At 55.2% G+C, this 14,215-nt stretch carries 15 protein-coding genes and 1 pseudogene; 8 read left to right on the top strand and 8 right to left on the bottom strand.

What is annotated here, in order from left to right:
- The first annotated feature begins 155 nt into the window (after positions 1-155).
- Genes E0L16_RS13430 through E0L16_RS13420 form a run of 3 tightly spaced genes read left to right on the top strand, consistent with a single transcriptional unit; the run spans position 156 to position 2,866 of the window.
- A complete protein-coding gene (locus E0L16_RS13430) occupies positions 156-878 on the top strand; it encodes a DUF969 domain-containing protein (RefSeq protein ID WP_063451294.1) in 723 nt (240 codons plus the stop codon).
- Entirely contained in the window at positions 875-1,861 is a 987-nt protein-coding gene (locus tag E0L16_RS13425; protein WP_063866697.1) for a DUF979 domain-containing protein, read from the top strand. Before E0L16_RS13430 ends, E0L16_RS13425 begins: the two co-directional genes overlap by 4 nt.
- Before the next feature lie 9 nt (positions 1,862-1,870).
- Positions 1,871-2,866 carry a DUF2891 domain-containing protein gene (locus E0L16_RS13420; RefSeq protein ID WP_112792334.1) on the top strand — a complete coding sequence of 332 codons (996 nt, stop codon included), beginning with the start codon at positions 1,871-1,873 and terminating at the stop codon, positions 2,864-2,866.
- Between the two features lie 12 nt (positions 2,867-2,878).
- On the opposite strand, the gene E0L16_RS13415 is transcribed toward E0L16_RS13420, so the two are convergent.
- On the bottom strand, positions 2,879-4,258 hold the full coding sequence (locus tag E0L16_RS13415; protein WP_112792364.1) for a DHA2 family efflux MFS transporter permease subunit: 1,380 nt from the start codon (positions 4,256-4,258) through the stop codon (positions 2,879-2,881).
- 127 nt (positions 4,259-4,385) lie between these two features.
- On the opposite strand from E0L16_RS13415, the gene E0L16_RS13410 reads away from it, so the two are divergent.
- The 3 genes and pseudogenes from E0L16_RS13410 to E0L16_RS13400 all read left to right on the top strand — a co-directional run bounded on the left by E0L16_RS13410 (position 4,386) and on the right by E0L16_RS13400 (position 6,133).
- Positions 4,386-5,294: a LysR family transcriptional regulator gene (locus E0L16_RS13410; protein ID WP_131637125.1), complete on the top strand. Its 909-nt coding sequence runs from the start codon at positions 4,386-4,388 to the stop codon at positions 5,292-5,294.
- A 71-nt stretch (positions 5,295-5,365) separates the two neighbouring features.
- A pseudogene (locus tag E0L16_RS13405) lies at positions 5,366-5,654 on the top strand (type II toxin-antitoxin system TacA family antitoxin).
- On the top strand, positions 5,642-6,133 hold the full coding sequence (locus tag E0L16_RS13400) for a GNAT family N-acetyltransferase (RefSeq protein ID WP_107535371.1): 492 nt from the start codon (positions 5,642-5,644) through the stop codon (positions 6,131-6,133). The pseudogene E0L16_RS13405 and the gene E0L16_RS13400 overlap by 13 nt, the downstream one beginning before the upstream one ends.
- A gap of 81 nt (positions 6,134-6,214) precedes the next feature.
- Here the strand turns inward: E0L16_RS13400 and E0L16_RS13395 are convergent, their stop codons facing one another.
- The 5 genes from E0L16_RS13395 to E0L16_RS13375 all read right to left on the bottom strand — a co-directional run bounded on the left by E0L16_RS13395 (position 6,215) and on the right by E0L16_RS13375 (position 10,946).
- Entirely contained in the window at positions 6,215-6,784 is a 570-nt protein-coding gene (locus E0L16_RS13395; protein ID WP_112792332.1) for a hypothetical protein, read from the bottom strand.
- Between the two features lie 15 nt (positions 6,785-6,799).
- Positions 6,800-7,765, bottom strand: coding sequence for an Ssp4 family T6SS effector (gene ssp4 / locus E0L16_RS13390; RefSeq protein WP_112792331.1), 966 nt, complete (start codon positions 7,763-7,765; stop codon positions 6,800-6,802).
- A 271-nt stretch (positions 7,766-8,036) separates the two neighbouring features.
- A complete protein-coding gene (locus tag E0L16_RS13385) occupies positions 8,037-8,699 on the bottom strand; it encodes an epoxyqueuosine reductase QueH (protein WP_369750619.1) in 663 nt (220 codons plus the stop codon).
- Between the two features lie 91 nt (positions 8,700-8,790).
- Positions 8,791-10,083 carry a glycoside hydrolase family 28 protein gene (locus E0L16_RS13380; protein ID WP_131637124.1) on the bottom strand — a complete coding sequence of 431 codons (1,293 nt, stop codon included), beginning with the start codon at positions 10,081-10,083 and terminating at the stop codon, positions 8,791-8,793.
- Positions 10,084-10,187: 104 nt separating this feature from the next.
- Complete coding sequence (locus E0L16_RS13375; RefSeq protein WP_107535367.1) at positions 10,188-10,946, bottom strand: DeoR/GlpR family DNA-binding transcription regulator; 759 nt, start codon at positions 10,944-10,946, stop codon at positions 10,188-10,190.
- Between the two features lie 85 nt (positions 10,947-11,031).
- On the opposite strand from E0L16_RS13375, the gene E0L16_RS13370 reads away from it, so the two are divergent.
- Together E0L16_RS13370 and tam are read left to right on the top strand one after the other, a co-directional pair.
- Positions 11,032-11,616, top strand: a complete 585-nt coding sequence (locus tag E0L16_RS13370) for an NUDIX hydrolase (protein WP_131637123.1) — start codon at positions 11,032-11,034, stop codon at positions 11,614-11,616.
- Positions 11,617-11,700: 84 nt separating this feature from the next.
- Entirely contained in the window at positions 11,701-12,459 is a 759-nt protein-coding gene (gene tam / locus E0L16_RS13365) for a trans-aconitate 2-methyltransferase (RefSeq protein ID WP_131637122.1), read from the top strand.
- Between the two features lie 6 nt (positions 12,460-12,465).
- On the opposite strand, the gene E0L16_RS13360 is transcribed toward tam, so the two are convergent.
- Together E0L16_RS13360 and E0L16_RS13355 are read right to left on the bottom strand one after the other, a co-directional pair.
- Positions 12,466-13,656, bottom strand: coding sequence for a cytochrome c biogenesis protein/redoxin (locus E0L16_RS13360; protein ID WP_131637121.1), 1,191 nt, complete (start codon positions 13,654-13,656; stop codon positions 12,466-12,468).
- Positions 13,657-13,701: 45 nt separating this feature from the next.
- Positions 13,702-14,166, bottom strand: a complete 465-nt coding sequence (locus tag E0L16_RS13355) for a hypothetical protein (RefSeq protein ID WP_207388507.1) — start codon at positions 14,164-14,166, stop codon at positions 13,702-13,704.
- Between the last annotated feature and the right edge of the window lie 49 nt (positions 14,167-14,215).

Below are 14,215 nucleotides of genomic sequence, written 5' to 3'. Positions count from 1 at the left end.
GTTTTTGACGTTCAGATATAGCTTTTTAGTGCAGGTTCTGCGGAGCCTGACGCAAAACACAACATCGCGCGCCGTAATGCACCGGCTTCGCTCTGCTGCGAAGTATAAAAAATAGCCGTCGGCGCGCAACGCTCACTTTGGATAGGGTAACGTTTATGGACAGTTCTACACTGTTGCCGCTTATCGGGATTCCGGTGGTGGTTATTGGTTTTGCACTGCGTTTCAACCCGCTGCTGGTTGTCGTGGTGGCGGGGCTGGCGACGGGCCTGCTGGTTGGCATGGATTTCGGCATGCTGCTGGAAACCTTTGGCGAAAAGTTTGTGAATAGCCGATCGCTTGCCACCTTCATCCTGATCCTGCCGGTGATTGGCCTGCTGGAGTATTACGGGCTGAAAGAGCGCGCCCAGGCCTGGGTGGCGAAGATCGCCAGCGCCACCTCGGCGCGTATCCTGATGCTCTACTTTGTCGCCCGCGAAGGGACGGCTGCGCTCGGGCTGATGTCGCTGGGCGGCCACGCGCAGACGGTGCGTCCGCTGCTGGCGCCGATGGCGGAAGGGGCCGCGCTGAATGAATACGGCGACCTGCCGCAGCACATTCGCGACAAAATCAAAGCCCATGCCGCCGCCTGCGACAATATCGCGGTTTTCTTCGGGGAAGATATCTTTATTGCCTTCGGCGCGGTACTGCTGATTGACGCCTTCCTCAAGGAGAACGGGATCGAGGGGATCGAGCCGCTGCATATCGGCTTGTGGGCCATTCCGACCGCCATTGCGGCCCTGATTATCCATATGACGCGCCTGCTGCGTCTCGACGCCAGCATTCGTCGCGACGTGATGGCCTGGAAAGCAGAGCAGGGCACGCAGGAGATCGCATCATGATGACGCTCATCACCATTAACCGCGTGTACTACCTGATTGGCTTCGTCGTGATGCTGCTGGTTGTCATGACCCTACGCGATCGCGCCAACCCGAAACGCTTTACGACCGCGCTGTTCTGGTTCCTCTTCGGCGGGATCTTCCTGTTTGGCGATCTGATGGTGCAGGAGCTGGGCAGGTCGCTGGCGTATCGCATTATTGGCGGCGCCGTGATCGTGATTGCGCTGCTGGCCGGTTTCGGGCTGGTCGGGAAGGGGCACTATAAAATGGCTACCGAGGAGGAGCGCGTTGCCTCGTCGAACCGGCTCAAAAACTGGCTGTTTTTACCCGCGCTGATGATCCCGGTGGTGACGGTGATCGGGACGCTGTTCCTGAAGGGCGTCTCGATCGGCGGCGTTTACCTGCTCGACCAGAAACAGCTCACCCTGGCGGCGCTGTGCGTGGCCTGCGTGGCGGCGATCCTCACGGGCTGGTGGCTGACGAAAGGCACACCGCTGCACGCGATTCGTCAGTCTCGTCGGCTGGTCGACACCATCGGCTGGGCGGTGATCCTGCCGCAGATGCTCGCCATGCTCGGTGGGGTGTTTGTGGTGGCCAATACCGGTGAATCGGTGCAGAAGGTGGTCAGCCTGTTTGTGAACCCGGACAGCCGCTTCATGCTGGTGGTGATTTACTGCGTGGGGATGGCGCTGTTTACCATGATCATGGGTAACGCTTTTGCGGCGTTCCCGGTGCTGAGCGCTGGTATTGCCTTGCCGTTCCTGATTAACGTTCATCACGGCAACCCGGCGCCGCTACTGGCTATCGGCATGTACGCGGGCTACTGCGGCACGCTGATGACGCCTATGGCCGCTAACTTCAACATCGTGCCCGCCGCACTGCTGGAGCTAAAAGACAAATATCAGGTCATCAAGATCCAGATCCCGACCGCGTTAACCCTGCTGGTGGTGAACGTGTTCTTAATGTATTTCCTCGTGTTTCGCTAAGGAGCCGCTATGGAATTAACGCAACATCAGGCTGACGCCTTCGCCAGAATGCCGTTGACCTATTTACGTCAGGAATACCCGAACCACATTATGCACCTGCTCAACGATGACGGTGACGTATTGCCGCCTCGCGAGCTGCATCCGATATTTTACGGCTGCTTCGACTGGCATTCGGCTGTACATGGCTACTGGTTACTGCTGCGCTGCCTGCGTCTCTATCCCGAACTGCCATGTCGGGAGGAGATTATCGCCCTGTTCGACGAACACCTGACCGATGAGAAGGTGGCGAAGGAGCTGGCCTATTTTACCGCGCCGTTCCGCGCGTCGTTTGAACGGCCCTATGGCTACGGCTGGCTGCTGGCGCTGGCGCAGGAGCTGCAACAATCGACGCTGCCGCAGGCGGAGCGCTGGTACCAGACGCTGCAACCGTTAACCCTGGACATTCGCCATCGGCTGGTGGATTACCTCAGCAAGCTTACCTATCCGATCCGCGTCGGGACGCACTACAACACGGCGTTTGCCCTCGCGCTGGGGCTGGACTATGCCCGCGCGGTAAACGACGACACGCTTGAGCACGCCATCCTGGACGCATCGACGCGGTTTTATCTCGCGGATACGCATTATCCGGCACATTATGAGCCGGGCGGCGACGAGTATATCTCTGGGGCACTGACCGAGGCCCTGCTGATGAGCAAGATGGCGGAGGATTTCCCGGCCTGGTTCGATGCGTTTCTGCCCGAAATCGCGTCCGTTTCTGCGCTGATGCATCCGGCAGAGGTGAGCGACCGCACCGATCCGAAAATTGCGCACCTGGACGGGCTTAACCTCAGCCGCGCGTGGTGCATGAAGCACATTGCCCGTGCCTTGCCGGAGAATCATCGCGCCCGGCAGGCATTACGCGATGCCGTTGCGCGCCATCTTTCGGCAAGCGTGGAGCATGTCGTCGGCAGCCACTACAGCGGCGGACACTGGCTGGCGAGCTTTGCGCTACTGGCGCTGGAGTAGCCCAGCCTGGCCTCATTTTATCAGCCTCAGCGAACGTAACCGGCTTACGCTAACCAATACGGATATCGCTGAGGCTGCCGTGGCGATCCACAGCGCAGCATGAACGGGCCCTCCATCTGCTGTCAGCATTACCCCTACAACCGCTGCACCGAGACACTGTCCGAACGTCCGCATGATGGACAAAACGCCTGAAGCAAAGCTCGCATGGTCACGCGTAACGTTTGAGAGCATCTCCCGGTTATTGGGGCTCTGGAAACAGCCAAACCCCATACCGCACACCAGGCACCGCAGGCAGATGTCCCACATGGCTGGGCTGGCAGGCAGCGTCGCCAGTAGCCCCAACCCCACAGCGAAAATCATCAGCCCGAGAGTGGAGATCGGCGGAGCCGAAATCGTGTCCGCCCACCGGCCTGCATGCGGTGCAATCAGCACGATCCCCAGCGGCCACGGCGTAAACAGCAGGGCAGAGACGAGCGGGCTAAATCCATAGACGCTTTGAAGCAGGAACGGCAGGGCAATGAAGGCGATCCCCTGGCTGACGAACGCCATCATCGACGTAAGGGCCGCGAGGGTAAAACGTTCATTTTTGAAGATGGCAGGCGGCAATAATGGGTTAGCCGAGCGGCGGATCTGCCAGACAAAGGCGATGCCGCTTAGCGCGGCGACCGCCGACCAGCAGAGGCTGGTGATGTGATGTTCTGCATTCTGGAAACTGTTCGCCGCCACGATCGTTGAGCCCAACAGCAGCGCCGACAATATTGCCCCCGGTGTATCGAAGGGCGCCTGATTTCGAACCGCGTCATGCGGCAGCGCTCTGACAGCCAGATACAAGGCGAGAGCGCCCGGTATAATGTTTATCGCAAAGAGCCATTGCCAGCTCAGCATATGAAGAATTGTACCGCCCAATACCGGCCCGATAGCGGAGCTGAAGGCGATGAGCAGGGCGTGCAGCCCAAGAACGCGGCCCAGCAATCGTCCGGGAAACACGGACCGCAATATCGCGGGGGCAATACTCAGCGTCGCTGCGCCACCGATCCCCTGAAGCACACGCATGCCGACGAGCGCTTCCGGGGTATTCACCAGCGTGCAGCCCAGTGACGTCAGGGTGAAGGTCGTCAGGCCTGCGAGAAATACGGGGCGGTAACCCAGGCGGGCCGCAAGCGCCGCAAATATCGCCAGCGACATCGCAGCCGCCAGTAAATATCCGTTGGCGAACCAGACGGCAAAACTGGCAGATACCTGCATCTCCTGAGCCATAGACGGCAGGGCAATATTGATCATGGTGCCATCAAATACGCCCATTAACGTGGTGGTCATGACTGCGGCCATCACCCGTGCGCGCGCCAGGCCAGGCAGTCCTTCGTCGCCGGGTTGACTGGAAAAGAGCGTCATCATGTTGTCCTCTGAAAGATTATGGATGACAAAACTATAAAGATGGCTTTTACCGGGCGGAAGGCGCACCATTTGCACTTTATCGTTGCATGAAACGCCTTATCCGAATTTGCAGGGAGAAGGGGAAATGTCCGATCCGGATTTTAATTTGCTGATAGCGCTCGACATCTTGCTGAGCGAAGCGAGCGTGGCAGGCGCGGCACGTCGTTTGAACCTCAGCACCTCGGCCATGAGCCGCACGCTGAGCAGGTTACGCGACGTCACAGGCGATCCGATTCTGGTACGCGCCGGACGAAATATGGTCCTGACCCCGTGGGCCGAAGCAACGCGGGATCGCGCCCGGCGCGCGGTGCACGAGGCGAAGGCGGTATTGCAGCCCTCAACCGAAACGTTCAACGTGGAAACTCTGGAGCGCCTTTTCACCATCCGGGCAAACGACGGTTTTGTGGTGGCGTTTGGGCCTGCGCTTATAGCGGCTGTGGCCAACGCCGCTCCGGGCGTCTGTATACGCTTTGCGCCCAAGCCGGAAAAAACGTCGCGCTATCTACGGGAAGGACTGGTCGATCTGGAGATTGGCGTCCAGAGCAATATGGGGCCTGAAATCCGTTTGCAACGGCTGTTTGAGGATCGGTTTGTGGGCGTGGTGCGTAAAGAACACCCGCTGGCTGCCCTGGCAGACATACGCGTGGACGACTATGTCTCCTGGGGCCATGTGGTGGCGTCACCTGAGGGTGCATTGCACGGATCCGTGGACGATGCGCTGGCCGGGATAGGGATGAAGCGTAAAATCGCAAGCGTCGTACCGGGATTTCCGACGGCACTGTCCGTGGCGCTGGAATCAGATCTTATCGCCATGATACCCGCGCTCTATTTACTTAATCAGCAGGTAACGGACCAGATACACGTTTTCGAACTGCCGTTCAAAAGCCGGCGTATTACGGTGTCGCAGATGTGGCACCCGCGAATGGAGCGCGACCCTGGTCACCGCTGGCTGAGAGACAAAATTCTTGCGATATGTGGTGAGGGCAGGTCTTAACGTTAACGGCTTCCGTATGAATTTGTATAGAGATTGCTATACACAATGCCTGTGCTATGCTTGTAAAGCAAATGCTATACAAGAGGTGTTCCCATGAAATCAGATGTTCAGCTCAATCTTAGAGCCAAAGAATCTCAGCGGGCGCTTATCGATGCCGCCGCAGAGATCCTTCATAAATCACGTACGGACTTCATTCTGGAGATGGCATGCCAGGCGGCCGAGAATGTGATCCTCGATCGGCGTGTATTCAATTTTAACGATGAACAGTATGCCGAGTTCATTGATATGCTCGATGCCCCGGTGGCGGACGATCCTGCCTTAGAAAAACTGCTGGCAAGGAAACCCCAGTGGGACGTGTAACCGCACCAGAGCCTTTAACCAGCGTCCATCAACTGGCGGAGTTCGTCAGTGGGGAAGCCGTGCTTGATGAATGGCTAAAACAAAGAGGTCTGAAAAACCAGGCGCTCGGCGCAGCCCGAACGTTCGTTGTTTGTAAAACGGGCACGAAGCAGGTAGCGGGTTTTTACTCACTGGCTACCGGCAGCGTTAACCATACGGAAGCGACCGGTAATCTACGGCGTAACATGCCGGATCCCATTCCCGTGATTGTACTTGCCCGTCTGGCAGTCGATGTCTCATTGCGTGGAAAGGGGTTGGGAGCCGATTTGCTCCATGATGCGGTTTTACGCTGTTATCGGGTGGCAGAAAACATCGGCGTGCGGGCGATCATGGTTCACGCACTGACTGAGGAAGCCAAGGCTTTTTATATTCACCATGGTTTCAGGGCATCGCAGACTCAGGAACGGACACTGTTTCTGAGACTTCCTCTTACTCGATGATTGATTGTTTAGCACCTCTCGGTATAAAAGCCATAAAGAAATCCCGCCGGTAGCGGCGGGATTTCTTTATGGAATGAATGTTTAGCGCGTCTGGCTGATAAGCTTGCGCCAGACTCTGTTATGCAAAGTAAATAGCAGCATCTTATAAAAAGCGGTAGAAAGGATACAGCTTCCGCTAAGCCCAAGCATGACAATACTTACCAGCGCCGCGTTCAGGCTGACGCCAGGAGAAGAACTACCGCTCAGCGCGGTCAGCAGATAGGCTGCCATTAATACCAGGCTTAGCACAGCTAACATAAGATGTAACCGCACGGCGCGCATGCTACCTTTGCCAATCATAAACATCGTCACTCCGTTGATGCCGGCGAAGAGCAGGGCGATCAGCACAACCCACACGAATACGCGCTCTGCTGGCTGACCGAGTGCAGCGAGTACGCCATACCCCAGCCACAGTTGAGGAATGGCGAAACTGACAATCACCCCGAGCGTACTGACCGCCGCCGGAATGCCCATAGTATGTAGCCCCACAGGCTTACCCATATCTTCAGCCAACTGCGTCTTCAGCTGCTGCAACTGTGTCGGGGCGGCATTTTTTATGCTGGAGGACACCTCGTTACAATATTGCAGGCGACGGGTTAAAACTTTAAACATTTTAATACTCAGCGTTTAGTTAGGTAAAAAAGACTGCAACACACCAACCACATAACGTCCTGACTGGACGGTATTTTGTGGATTGCGGATAGTCCCTGTGAGTGAACTCCCCACAAAGGCAGATGCGTTATTGACCGCACTCATTAGCTCGCGTTGCAGTGATTTTTGTAACGATTCGCTGGGGAAACGTTTCGGATAAACACCTGCACGGATCGCGGCCTTTACGCCAGCACTGGAGATGCCTGGATTCTGCGCTTTAATAATTTCTTCCGTGATGCGCTTACGCTCGGCACGGCTCAGGCTCTGGAACCAGGCGGTAACTTTACTTGAAGATGCCGCTTTCATCAGCTTGTACGTTTCTAAAGTACCTCGTAGCGCGGTTCCTGCCGCAGTCAGCGAAATAACGTCCAGAACCGTCGTGGTGGCAACGTACCAGTCCTGACTGTCGAGCCAGGCAACATCGGAACCATGGTCGTTATGGATAGCCAGCAGACGGCCCACGCCAATCATGCATTGTGCTCCCGTAGCCAGCGTGCCGGACAGGCTAATCGCCGCAATCACGCCGGATCCGCCAGCGGTTAAAGGCACGGCCGCACCGGCACCAAACGCCATGACAAGCGTAACAATCATCGCGCCACAGGCGAAACCGGTTGAGGTGATTTCTGTCGCAAGTGCTGGCGTGGTTAACGTTGCCACCACGGCTTTTTCCGCACTGGTTTCCTTAGCATCTGGAATTCTACTTATGACCACATGGCTGACGGTGCTCTGATTCACATCAGCAATGCGTCGTGACGGGCGAACCAGCCAGCGTTGCTTGCCATCATCGAAAATGATGCCGACATTGTAAAAGTTACGTGTGCAGTCGAGCTGCGCAGCCAGCTTTTTAAAGTCGATATCAGTACCGGCCAGTAAGCCAAGGCTGCGCGAGAGATCATAAGAGGGAAGGGTGCTGTCAGGCGACTGCTGACTGGGTAAATTCATCGGAGAGCTCCTTCATTCCGTGAGGACTGTGAATTAGCAGGGTAATTTATTGAAAAAATTTATGATTCCAACTTTTAGACTTAGATAATAGCAGCGTTAACTCAGCGATCAAATCGTAAACAAATTATCGCAATAAGTGATTTAACATAATATACATTATGCGCACTAAGGTTAAAGAAGCTAAATTCTAGCGTCCGTCTCAGGCCAATCCCCAATCCACGAAAGTTACACCACGGCGCAAAATCTGGTGCGGTTCCAGGCGTCTCTCATACTATTGACCTTCATCTTCCTTACCATAGTAAAGTTTACCGAGTTTAATCAGCGGCCTGCCTTGTGATTTACGGTGCATGTTAGTATCACGCAATGAATAAACGCAGCCACAGTACTCCTGCTGATAAAACTGTTCGCGCTTGCTGATCTCAATCATGCGCGACGATCCTCCCTGTTTACGCCAGTTGTAATCCCAGTACACCATTCCCGGATAATGCGCGGCGGCGCGCTGTCCGCAGTCGTTTATCTGCTGCATATTTTTCCAGCGGGAAATTCCGAGCGAGCTGCTGATCACGCTGAACCCATTTTCAGCGGCATACAGCGCTGTGCGCTCAAAGCGCATATCAAAGCACATGGTGCACCGAACGCCGCGCTCAGGCTCCCACTCCATACCTTTGGCGCGCTCAAACCAGTTATCGGTATCGTAATCTGCATCGACAAATGGCACGCCATGTTTCTCAGCGAAACGAATATTCTCCTCCTTTCGGATGAGATACTCTTTCTGCGGATGAATGTTCGGATTGTAAAAGAAGATGGTGTAATCAATGCCCGACGCCTGAATGGCCTCCATGACCTCACCGGAACAAGGGGCGCAACACGAGTGCAACAACAGTTTATCTGCGCCGTTTGGAAGCTGTAGTTTCGGACGTTCAAAATTAGTCATAGCCATCAGTCATTTGATTCAGGAAATTTATGGTTGCGGACAGTGTAGCATTGAAAAGATTGCTTTAAAAAATGCGATGAGTGTTGTGCTCTCAACGCTCATAAACATCATTGCTGTCCCGCGTGGCCTCCCTTGCCGTGACATGGACATCATTAAAGTGCAGCCCGTCAACGCCCGAAATCTTCCCGAACTCGGTGGCATCAATCGCAATATCTTCCAGCACGAGCCCGGATACCGGACGCTCCGGATACCCTTCAATGAAAAACGCGCGTGAAAAAATGGTATTGGCGGATCGCCGGGCCACAATGTTTTTAAGCGTCAGGCGGCTGACCGCAGTAAGCCCGGCTTCTCCCTCGACGCCCTCAGCCAGCTTGCGCCAGTGTTCTGGTTTTTCCGATAAATTGTCCTGATCACCATAGCTGTACTGCGGAAACCAGTTCAGCTGGATCAGAACAGGAAAGCGTACGTCCGTAAGTCGCAAATTCTGTACGGTAATATCCCGAATGAACCCGCCTCGGTTGCGGGCAGACTTAATGCGAAATCCAACGCCCGTACCGTTAAACGCATTATCTTCGATCAGAACGCGTTCAATGCCGCCTGAGGTTTCGCTCCCCAGAGTGATCCCGGACCCCTTATTCAGCGTACAGCCGCGAATGACTATATCCCGCGCGGGACGTGCTTTTTGCGCCGCTTCGCGACCCCGTCCTGATTTGATGCAGATATTGTCGTCATTGCAGGAAACGATGCAGCCTTCAACCCGCACCTGTTCACATGAGTCGATGTCAATTCCGTCGGTGCTCGGCCCCGCAGAATTGCTAATCTGCACGCCCTCAACCGCGATATGGCGCGAATAACAGAGGTGCATGTTCCAGAATCCGGATTCCCGACTGGTGAAGTCACGCAGCAAAATGGTCTGGCTTTCATAAACCAGAACATTGCGCGGGCGCTGACAGTCGTAATCAACCACCCAGCGCAACCCTCTGGCGCTGTAGTCACCGACCATTCCGCTGTGCTCGTCCTCGCCCCAGAAGCGTTGCCACCAGACTGCACCCTGCCCGTCTATCGTGCCCGTACCGGTAATGCTGACGTTTTCACAGTTGATAATATTAATGATGCCTGCCGGCCAGCGCATTTCAATGCCGGCTACCCGGGTATCAATCAGCGGGTAATCTGCTAAATTCTGGCTTCCCATAAGCCGAGCGCCGGCGTCCAGACGAAGCGATACTCCACTTTTCAGGAACAGTGCTCCGGTCAGAAAACGGCCTTGCGGGATAACGATGACGTCGTTGCGTTGCGCGGTATTGATGGCTTGCTGAATGGCGGAAGTTGACAGGCGTTGCGCGGTTGGGTCCGCGCCGAAGGCCAGAATGGAGATCGCTTTCATGGGTTGTCCTTAAACGAATGAAAGCGTTAGTCTAAGAATCAGCGTGACGCATAACCTTTGTCTGTTTGACAGCCCCGCAGTCAGGCTGGCAAAAAAACGGATATTTACTGGCTTGCGATCACCGCAATGCCCTTTTCTTTCATGGCGTTGACCCAGCGTTCATCCGTTGTGTCCTCAACGACCAGCGTATTGACCAGCGACAAATCGCCAATCACAAACGCCGAGGCCGTATTGATCTTTTCCGGCGAGGCCAGTACTACCGTTTCCGCCGCTCTGCCGGAAAATGCACGTTTGATGCACGCTTCCTCATAATCTCCTGTAGTCAGCCCGGCCTCGGGATGAACGCCGGTGACGCCCATGAAGAACAGATCTGCATGAATATTGTTGATGCCTTCAATAGCGGCCGCGCCGACCGTGACGATGGAATGTTTATACAATCGGCCGCCAATCAGAATCACTTCTATGCTCGGATGGTCGACCAGCCCCAATGCGATACCCGGGCTGTGCGTCACCACGGTAATCCGTAGATCTGGCGGTAAAAACGTGATCAGTTCTGAGGTGGTTGTCCCGCCATCGACAATTACCACCTGCCCCGGCGAAATGAGCTGCGCGCCCCGACGGGCCACGCGTTTCTTGGCATCCATTTTAACGGACTGGCGCTCGGCAAAAGGCGCAATCGCTGAAGATGCCGGAAGCGCGCCGCCGTGGACACGCTGCAAACGCCCTTCTGCCGCCAGTTCGCGTAAATCTCGGCGAATAGTGTCCTCAGACACCGAAAATAAGTGGCTAAGCGCAGTAGACTGAACCTGGCCTTCCGCCTCCAGCTTTTCAAGGATTAACTGTTTACGCTGACTGGTGAGCATTTTTATTCCCGATATTGCACGATATAGCTTGTTTTTGCACGATAGTGCTGCTTATGATGTTTACTCTACGAGAGGAGAGCTAAACGTGCAATCAAAACGTGCAGATATACGCATTATCACTAGCGAAACGTTGTCCGATAACTGGTATAACCTGAAAAAATACACTTTTGACCTCCAGCGCAGCGATGGTGACTGGCAGCGGCAAGAGCGCGAAGTATATGACCGCGGGAATGGCGCGACGATCCTGCTCTATAATCGCGACAGCAAAACCGTCATTCTGACGCGTCAGTTCCGTTTCCCGGTGTTTATCAATGGTCACGAAGAGGATCTCATTGAGGCAGCCGCGGGGTTGCTTGATAACCTGGATCCTGAAAGCCGGATTAAGGCCGAAGCAGAAGAAGAAACCGGGTTTAAGGTGACGCGCGTTGAGAAAGTTTTTGAGGCCTACATGAGCCCGGGCTCCGTTACCGAAAAGCTCTATTTCTATCTGGCGGAATATCATCCGCAGGATCGGGTCAGCGCGGGCGGCGGCGTTAAGGCCGAGGGGGAAGATATCGACGTGCTGGAAATGACGCTGGACGACGCGCTACGGGGCATTGAGAACGGCCAGATTGTCGACGGTAAAACCATCATGCTGCTTTATCACGTAGCCCTGAAAGGCATTTTATAATCTCACGGTTATCCAGATACCTGCCACGGCTCAGGTTTCTGCCTGTGCTATTCTTGCTGAACACCTCAACATGGAGATGCGAAAATGGCCGACTGGGATCCCTCTCTTTATCTTCAGTACAGCGCAGAGCGCACGCGTCCCGCCGCTGAGTTACTCGCCCGGGTGCCGCTTGCTGACGTAACGTCTGCCGTGGATTTGGGCTGCGGGCCGGGTAACAGCACGGCGCTGCTGAAACAGCGTTGGCCTACAGCACAGATCGCCGGCGTGGATAACTCCCCGGCCATGCTGGACGAAGCCCGACAGGCTCTGCCAGACTGTCAGTTTATTGAAGCGGATATTCGTCACTACAAACCTGAACAGCCTCTTAGCCTGATCTACGCCAACGCCTCCCTGCAATGGATCCCGGACCATTATCACCTTCTGCCACATCTGGTTTCACTGCTTCAGCTAAACGGCGTGCTGGCGGTGCAAATGCCCGACAACTGGCTTGAGCCGACGCACGCCCTGATGCGTGAAGTCGCCGGGGAACAGGGCTACCCCGATCGTGGCCGCGAGCCGTTGCCGGGCATCCATGCCTACTACGATATTTTGACGGAAGCGGGATGCGACGTGGATATCTGGCGCACCACCTACTTCCATCAGATGAGCTCTCATCAGGCGATCATTGACTGGGTCAGCGCAACGGGGTTAAGGCCGTGGTTGCAGGATCTCAACGAGAGCGAGCAGAAAAACTTTCTGAAACGCTATCATGAACGGCTGGTTGAGCAGTATCCGCTCCAGGAGAACGGGCAGATACTGCTGGCCTTTCCACGCCTGTTTATGGTTGCTCAGCGGGCACCCTGAGCCGGATCAGGAACGCGCCTCCTTGAGCAGCTGTTGTATAACGGCCTCCTGCTTGTCGTAGTGACCTTCGCCGAACGAGGTGTAACGCAGTTGCCCTTTCGCATCGAAAAAGTAATGCGCCGGCCAGTACTGGTTTCCGAACGCGCTCCAGATTTTATAGTTATTATCCGTCACGACGCGGTACGGCAGCTGCCATTTGTTGACCGCGTTTTTCACCGATGATAACGGCTTTTCCCATGGATATTCCGGGGTGTGGACGCCAATCACCACCAGGCCTTCAGACTGGTATTTCTTCGCCCAGTCACGTACGTGCGGGAGCGTGTGCTGGCAGTTAATGCAGTCCCACGTCCAGAAATCAATAAGCACCACCTTTCCTCGCAGGGATGCAGACGTGACAGGGTCACCGTTTATCCAGCCCGTGCCGCCGTCCAGCGACGGCAGCTGGCTGTTCGGCACCGCGTCAGCCACAGGTTGCAGTTTCACCTGCGTGGAGGCTGGTTGCGCAAGCCTTAACAGGGCGTTTTCCAGACGGTCGGCAATGCCGTTGGCTCCTTTCAGCGACGAAGTCATTCCGGAGGCGTTAAAGGCCACGGCGGCTAACATCATTACCCCTGCGCCCTGACGCAGACGCGCCATCAACGTGGATTTTGCCCTCAGAGGGGTGATCAGCTTACGCCCTCCGATGACAAGTAGCCCCAGCATCAGCGCGCATCCTCCGCCGTAAGCGGCTAACAGCGCGCCGGTTGCAATGGCCGAGTGACCCGCAATATTGATGCTGAAGATCGCTCCGAGAATCGGTCCGGCACAGGGAGACCACAGGAGCCCTACGGACAGCCCTGCCAGAAATGCCGACAACATGCCGCGCGTCTGTGCGCTGCGGGTGTTCAGCACGTTCCCGACGCTGACCGCAGGGCTGGCAATCCGTTGTGCGAACTGGGGGAAAATGAGAGCCAGTGCGGCGATGCCCAGCACCAGAAGCGCAATCCAGCGGGCGATAACGGTAGCGTCGGCGATCCACTCGCTGGCAACCGTGACCACCATCGCCACCAACGTAAACATCACAATCATCCCCCCGAGTAGCGCCAGAATGTGTTTGCGCTGCCCCTGGAAGCCGGCGAACAGCAGAGGAATGACGGGAAGCGTACACGGGCTGAGCAGACTAATCATGCCGCCCAAAAAAGCAATTATCAGAAACATAAGGACCTCACAATACCGTTGCTGCGAAGGTGCAGTGAGGTCATTTCACCGTAAGAATGTGTTCAGGCTGTGTGCTAAAAGCGGCATTTCGTCTGCCCATTGCAGAACCGTTAATGTGAACAGGAGAATGAAAAGCGCTAAAAATCCTTTTAGTCCTGAAGTGTATCCGCGAGCGAGGCGTGTACTGGCGAGCATCAGGAAGATAAGTATGGTTAACGATGGGACAAAAAAACTGAGTGCATGTAGCGATGGCGAAATACTTGATACCAACCGGAGAAATGGCAGCAAGTTAAACGCAAAAATAATCAGAAACAGTGGTAATAATATCGCAACTGGATAAGCATTTTGACGTGGCAGCTCACTAAGCGGGCGTGAGAAATAGCGCTCCAGTTCAGGCGTAGAATGGTCTAATAACACATCGTCATGACGGGCGATAGCGTCCTCAATCCGTTTCCCGTGTTGCAGGAGTTCATAAGAAACGTGTCCGGTTAACAAAGGCAAAATTTTCATCAAAAAACCGCCAGTGACTGGATAGCATTTAAAGTACAGTAGAACGGAA

This window comes from Enterobacter quasihormaechei (genome assembly GCF_004331385.1).
GTDB classification, from domain to species: Bacteria; Pseudomonadota; Gammaproteobacteria; order Enterobacterales; family Enterobacteriaceae; genus Enterobacter; species Enterobacter quasihormaechei.
This window is presented reverse-complemented; position numbering and strand designations above follow the sequence as displayed.

What these genes read in the sequence shown, in the direction of transcription:
- E0L16_RS13430 (WP_063451294.1), top strand. Translation starts at nt 156, where the DNA reads ATGGACAGTTCTACACTGTTGCCGCTTATCGGGATTCCGGTGGTGGTT.
- E0L16_RS13425 (WP_063866697.1), top strand. Translation starts at nt 875, where the DNA reads ATGATGACGCTCATCACCATTAACCGCGTGTACTACCTGATTGGCTTC.
- E0L16_RS13420 (WP_112792334.1), top strand. Translation starts at nt 1,871, where the DNA reads ATGGAATTAACGCAACATCAGGCTGACGCCTTCGCCAGAATGCCGTTG.
- E0L16_RS13415 (WP_112792364.1), bottom strand. Translation starts at nt 4,258, where the DNA reads ATGACGCTCTTTTCCAGTCAACCCGGCGACGAAGGACTGCCTGGCCTG.
- E0L16_RS13410 (WP_131637125.1), top strand. Translation starts at nt 4,386, where the DNA reads ATGTCCGATCCGGATTTTAATTTGCTGATAGCGCTCGACATCTTGCTG.
- E0L16_RS13395 (WP_112792332.1), bottom strand. Translation starts at nt 6,784, where the DNA reads ATGTTTAAAGTTTTAACCCGTCGCCTGCAATATTGTAACGAGGTGTCC.
- ssp4 (WP_112792331.1), bottom strand. Translation starts at nt 7,765, where the DNA reads ATGAATTTACCCAGTCAGCAGTCGCCTGACAGCACCCTTCCCTCTTAT.
- E0L16_RS13385 (WP_369750619.1), bottom strand. Translation starts at nt 8,699, where the DNA reads ATGACTAATTTTGAACGTCCGAAACTACAGCTTCCAAACGGCGCAGAT.
- E0L16_RS13380 (WP_131637124.1), bottom strand. Translation starts at nt 10,083, where the DNA reads ATGAAAGCGATCTCCATTCTGGCCTTCGGCGCGGACCCAACCGCGCAA.
- E0L16_RS13375 (WP_107535367.1), bottom strand. Translation starts at nt 10,946, where the DNA reads ATGCTCACCAGTCAGCGTAAACAGTTAATCCTTGAAAAGCTGGAGGCG.
- tam (WP_131637122.1), top strand. Translation starts at nt 11,701, where the DNA reads ATGGCCGACTGGGATCCCTCTCTTTATCTTCAGTACAGCGCAGAGCGC.
- E0L16_RS13360 (WP_131637121.1), bottom strand. Translation starts at nt 13,656, where the DNA reads ATGTTTCTGATAATTGCTTTTTTGGGCGGCATGATTAGTCTGCTCAGC.
- E0L16_RS13355 (WP_207388507.1), bottom strand. Translation starts at nt 14,166, where the DNA reads ATGAAAATTTTGCCTTTGTTAACCGGACACGTTTCTTATGAACTCCTG.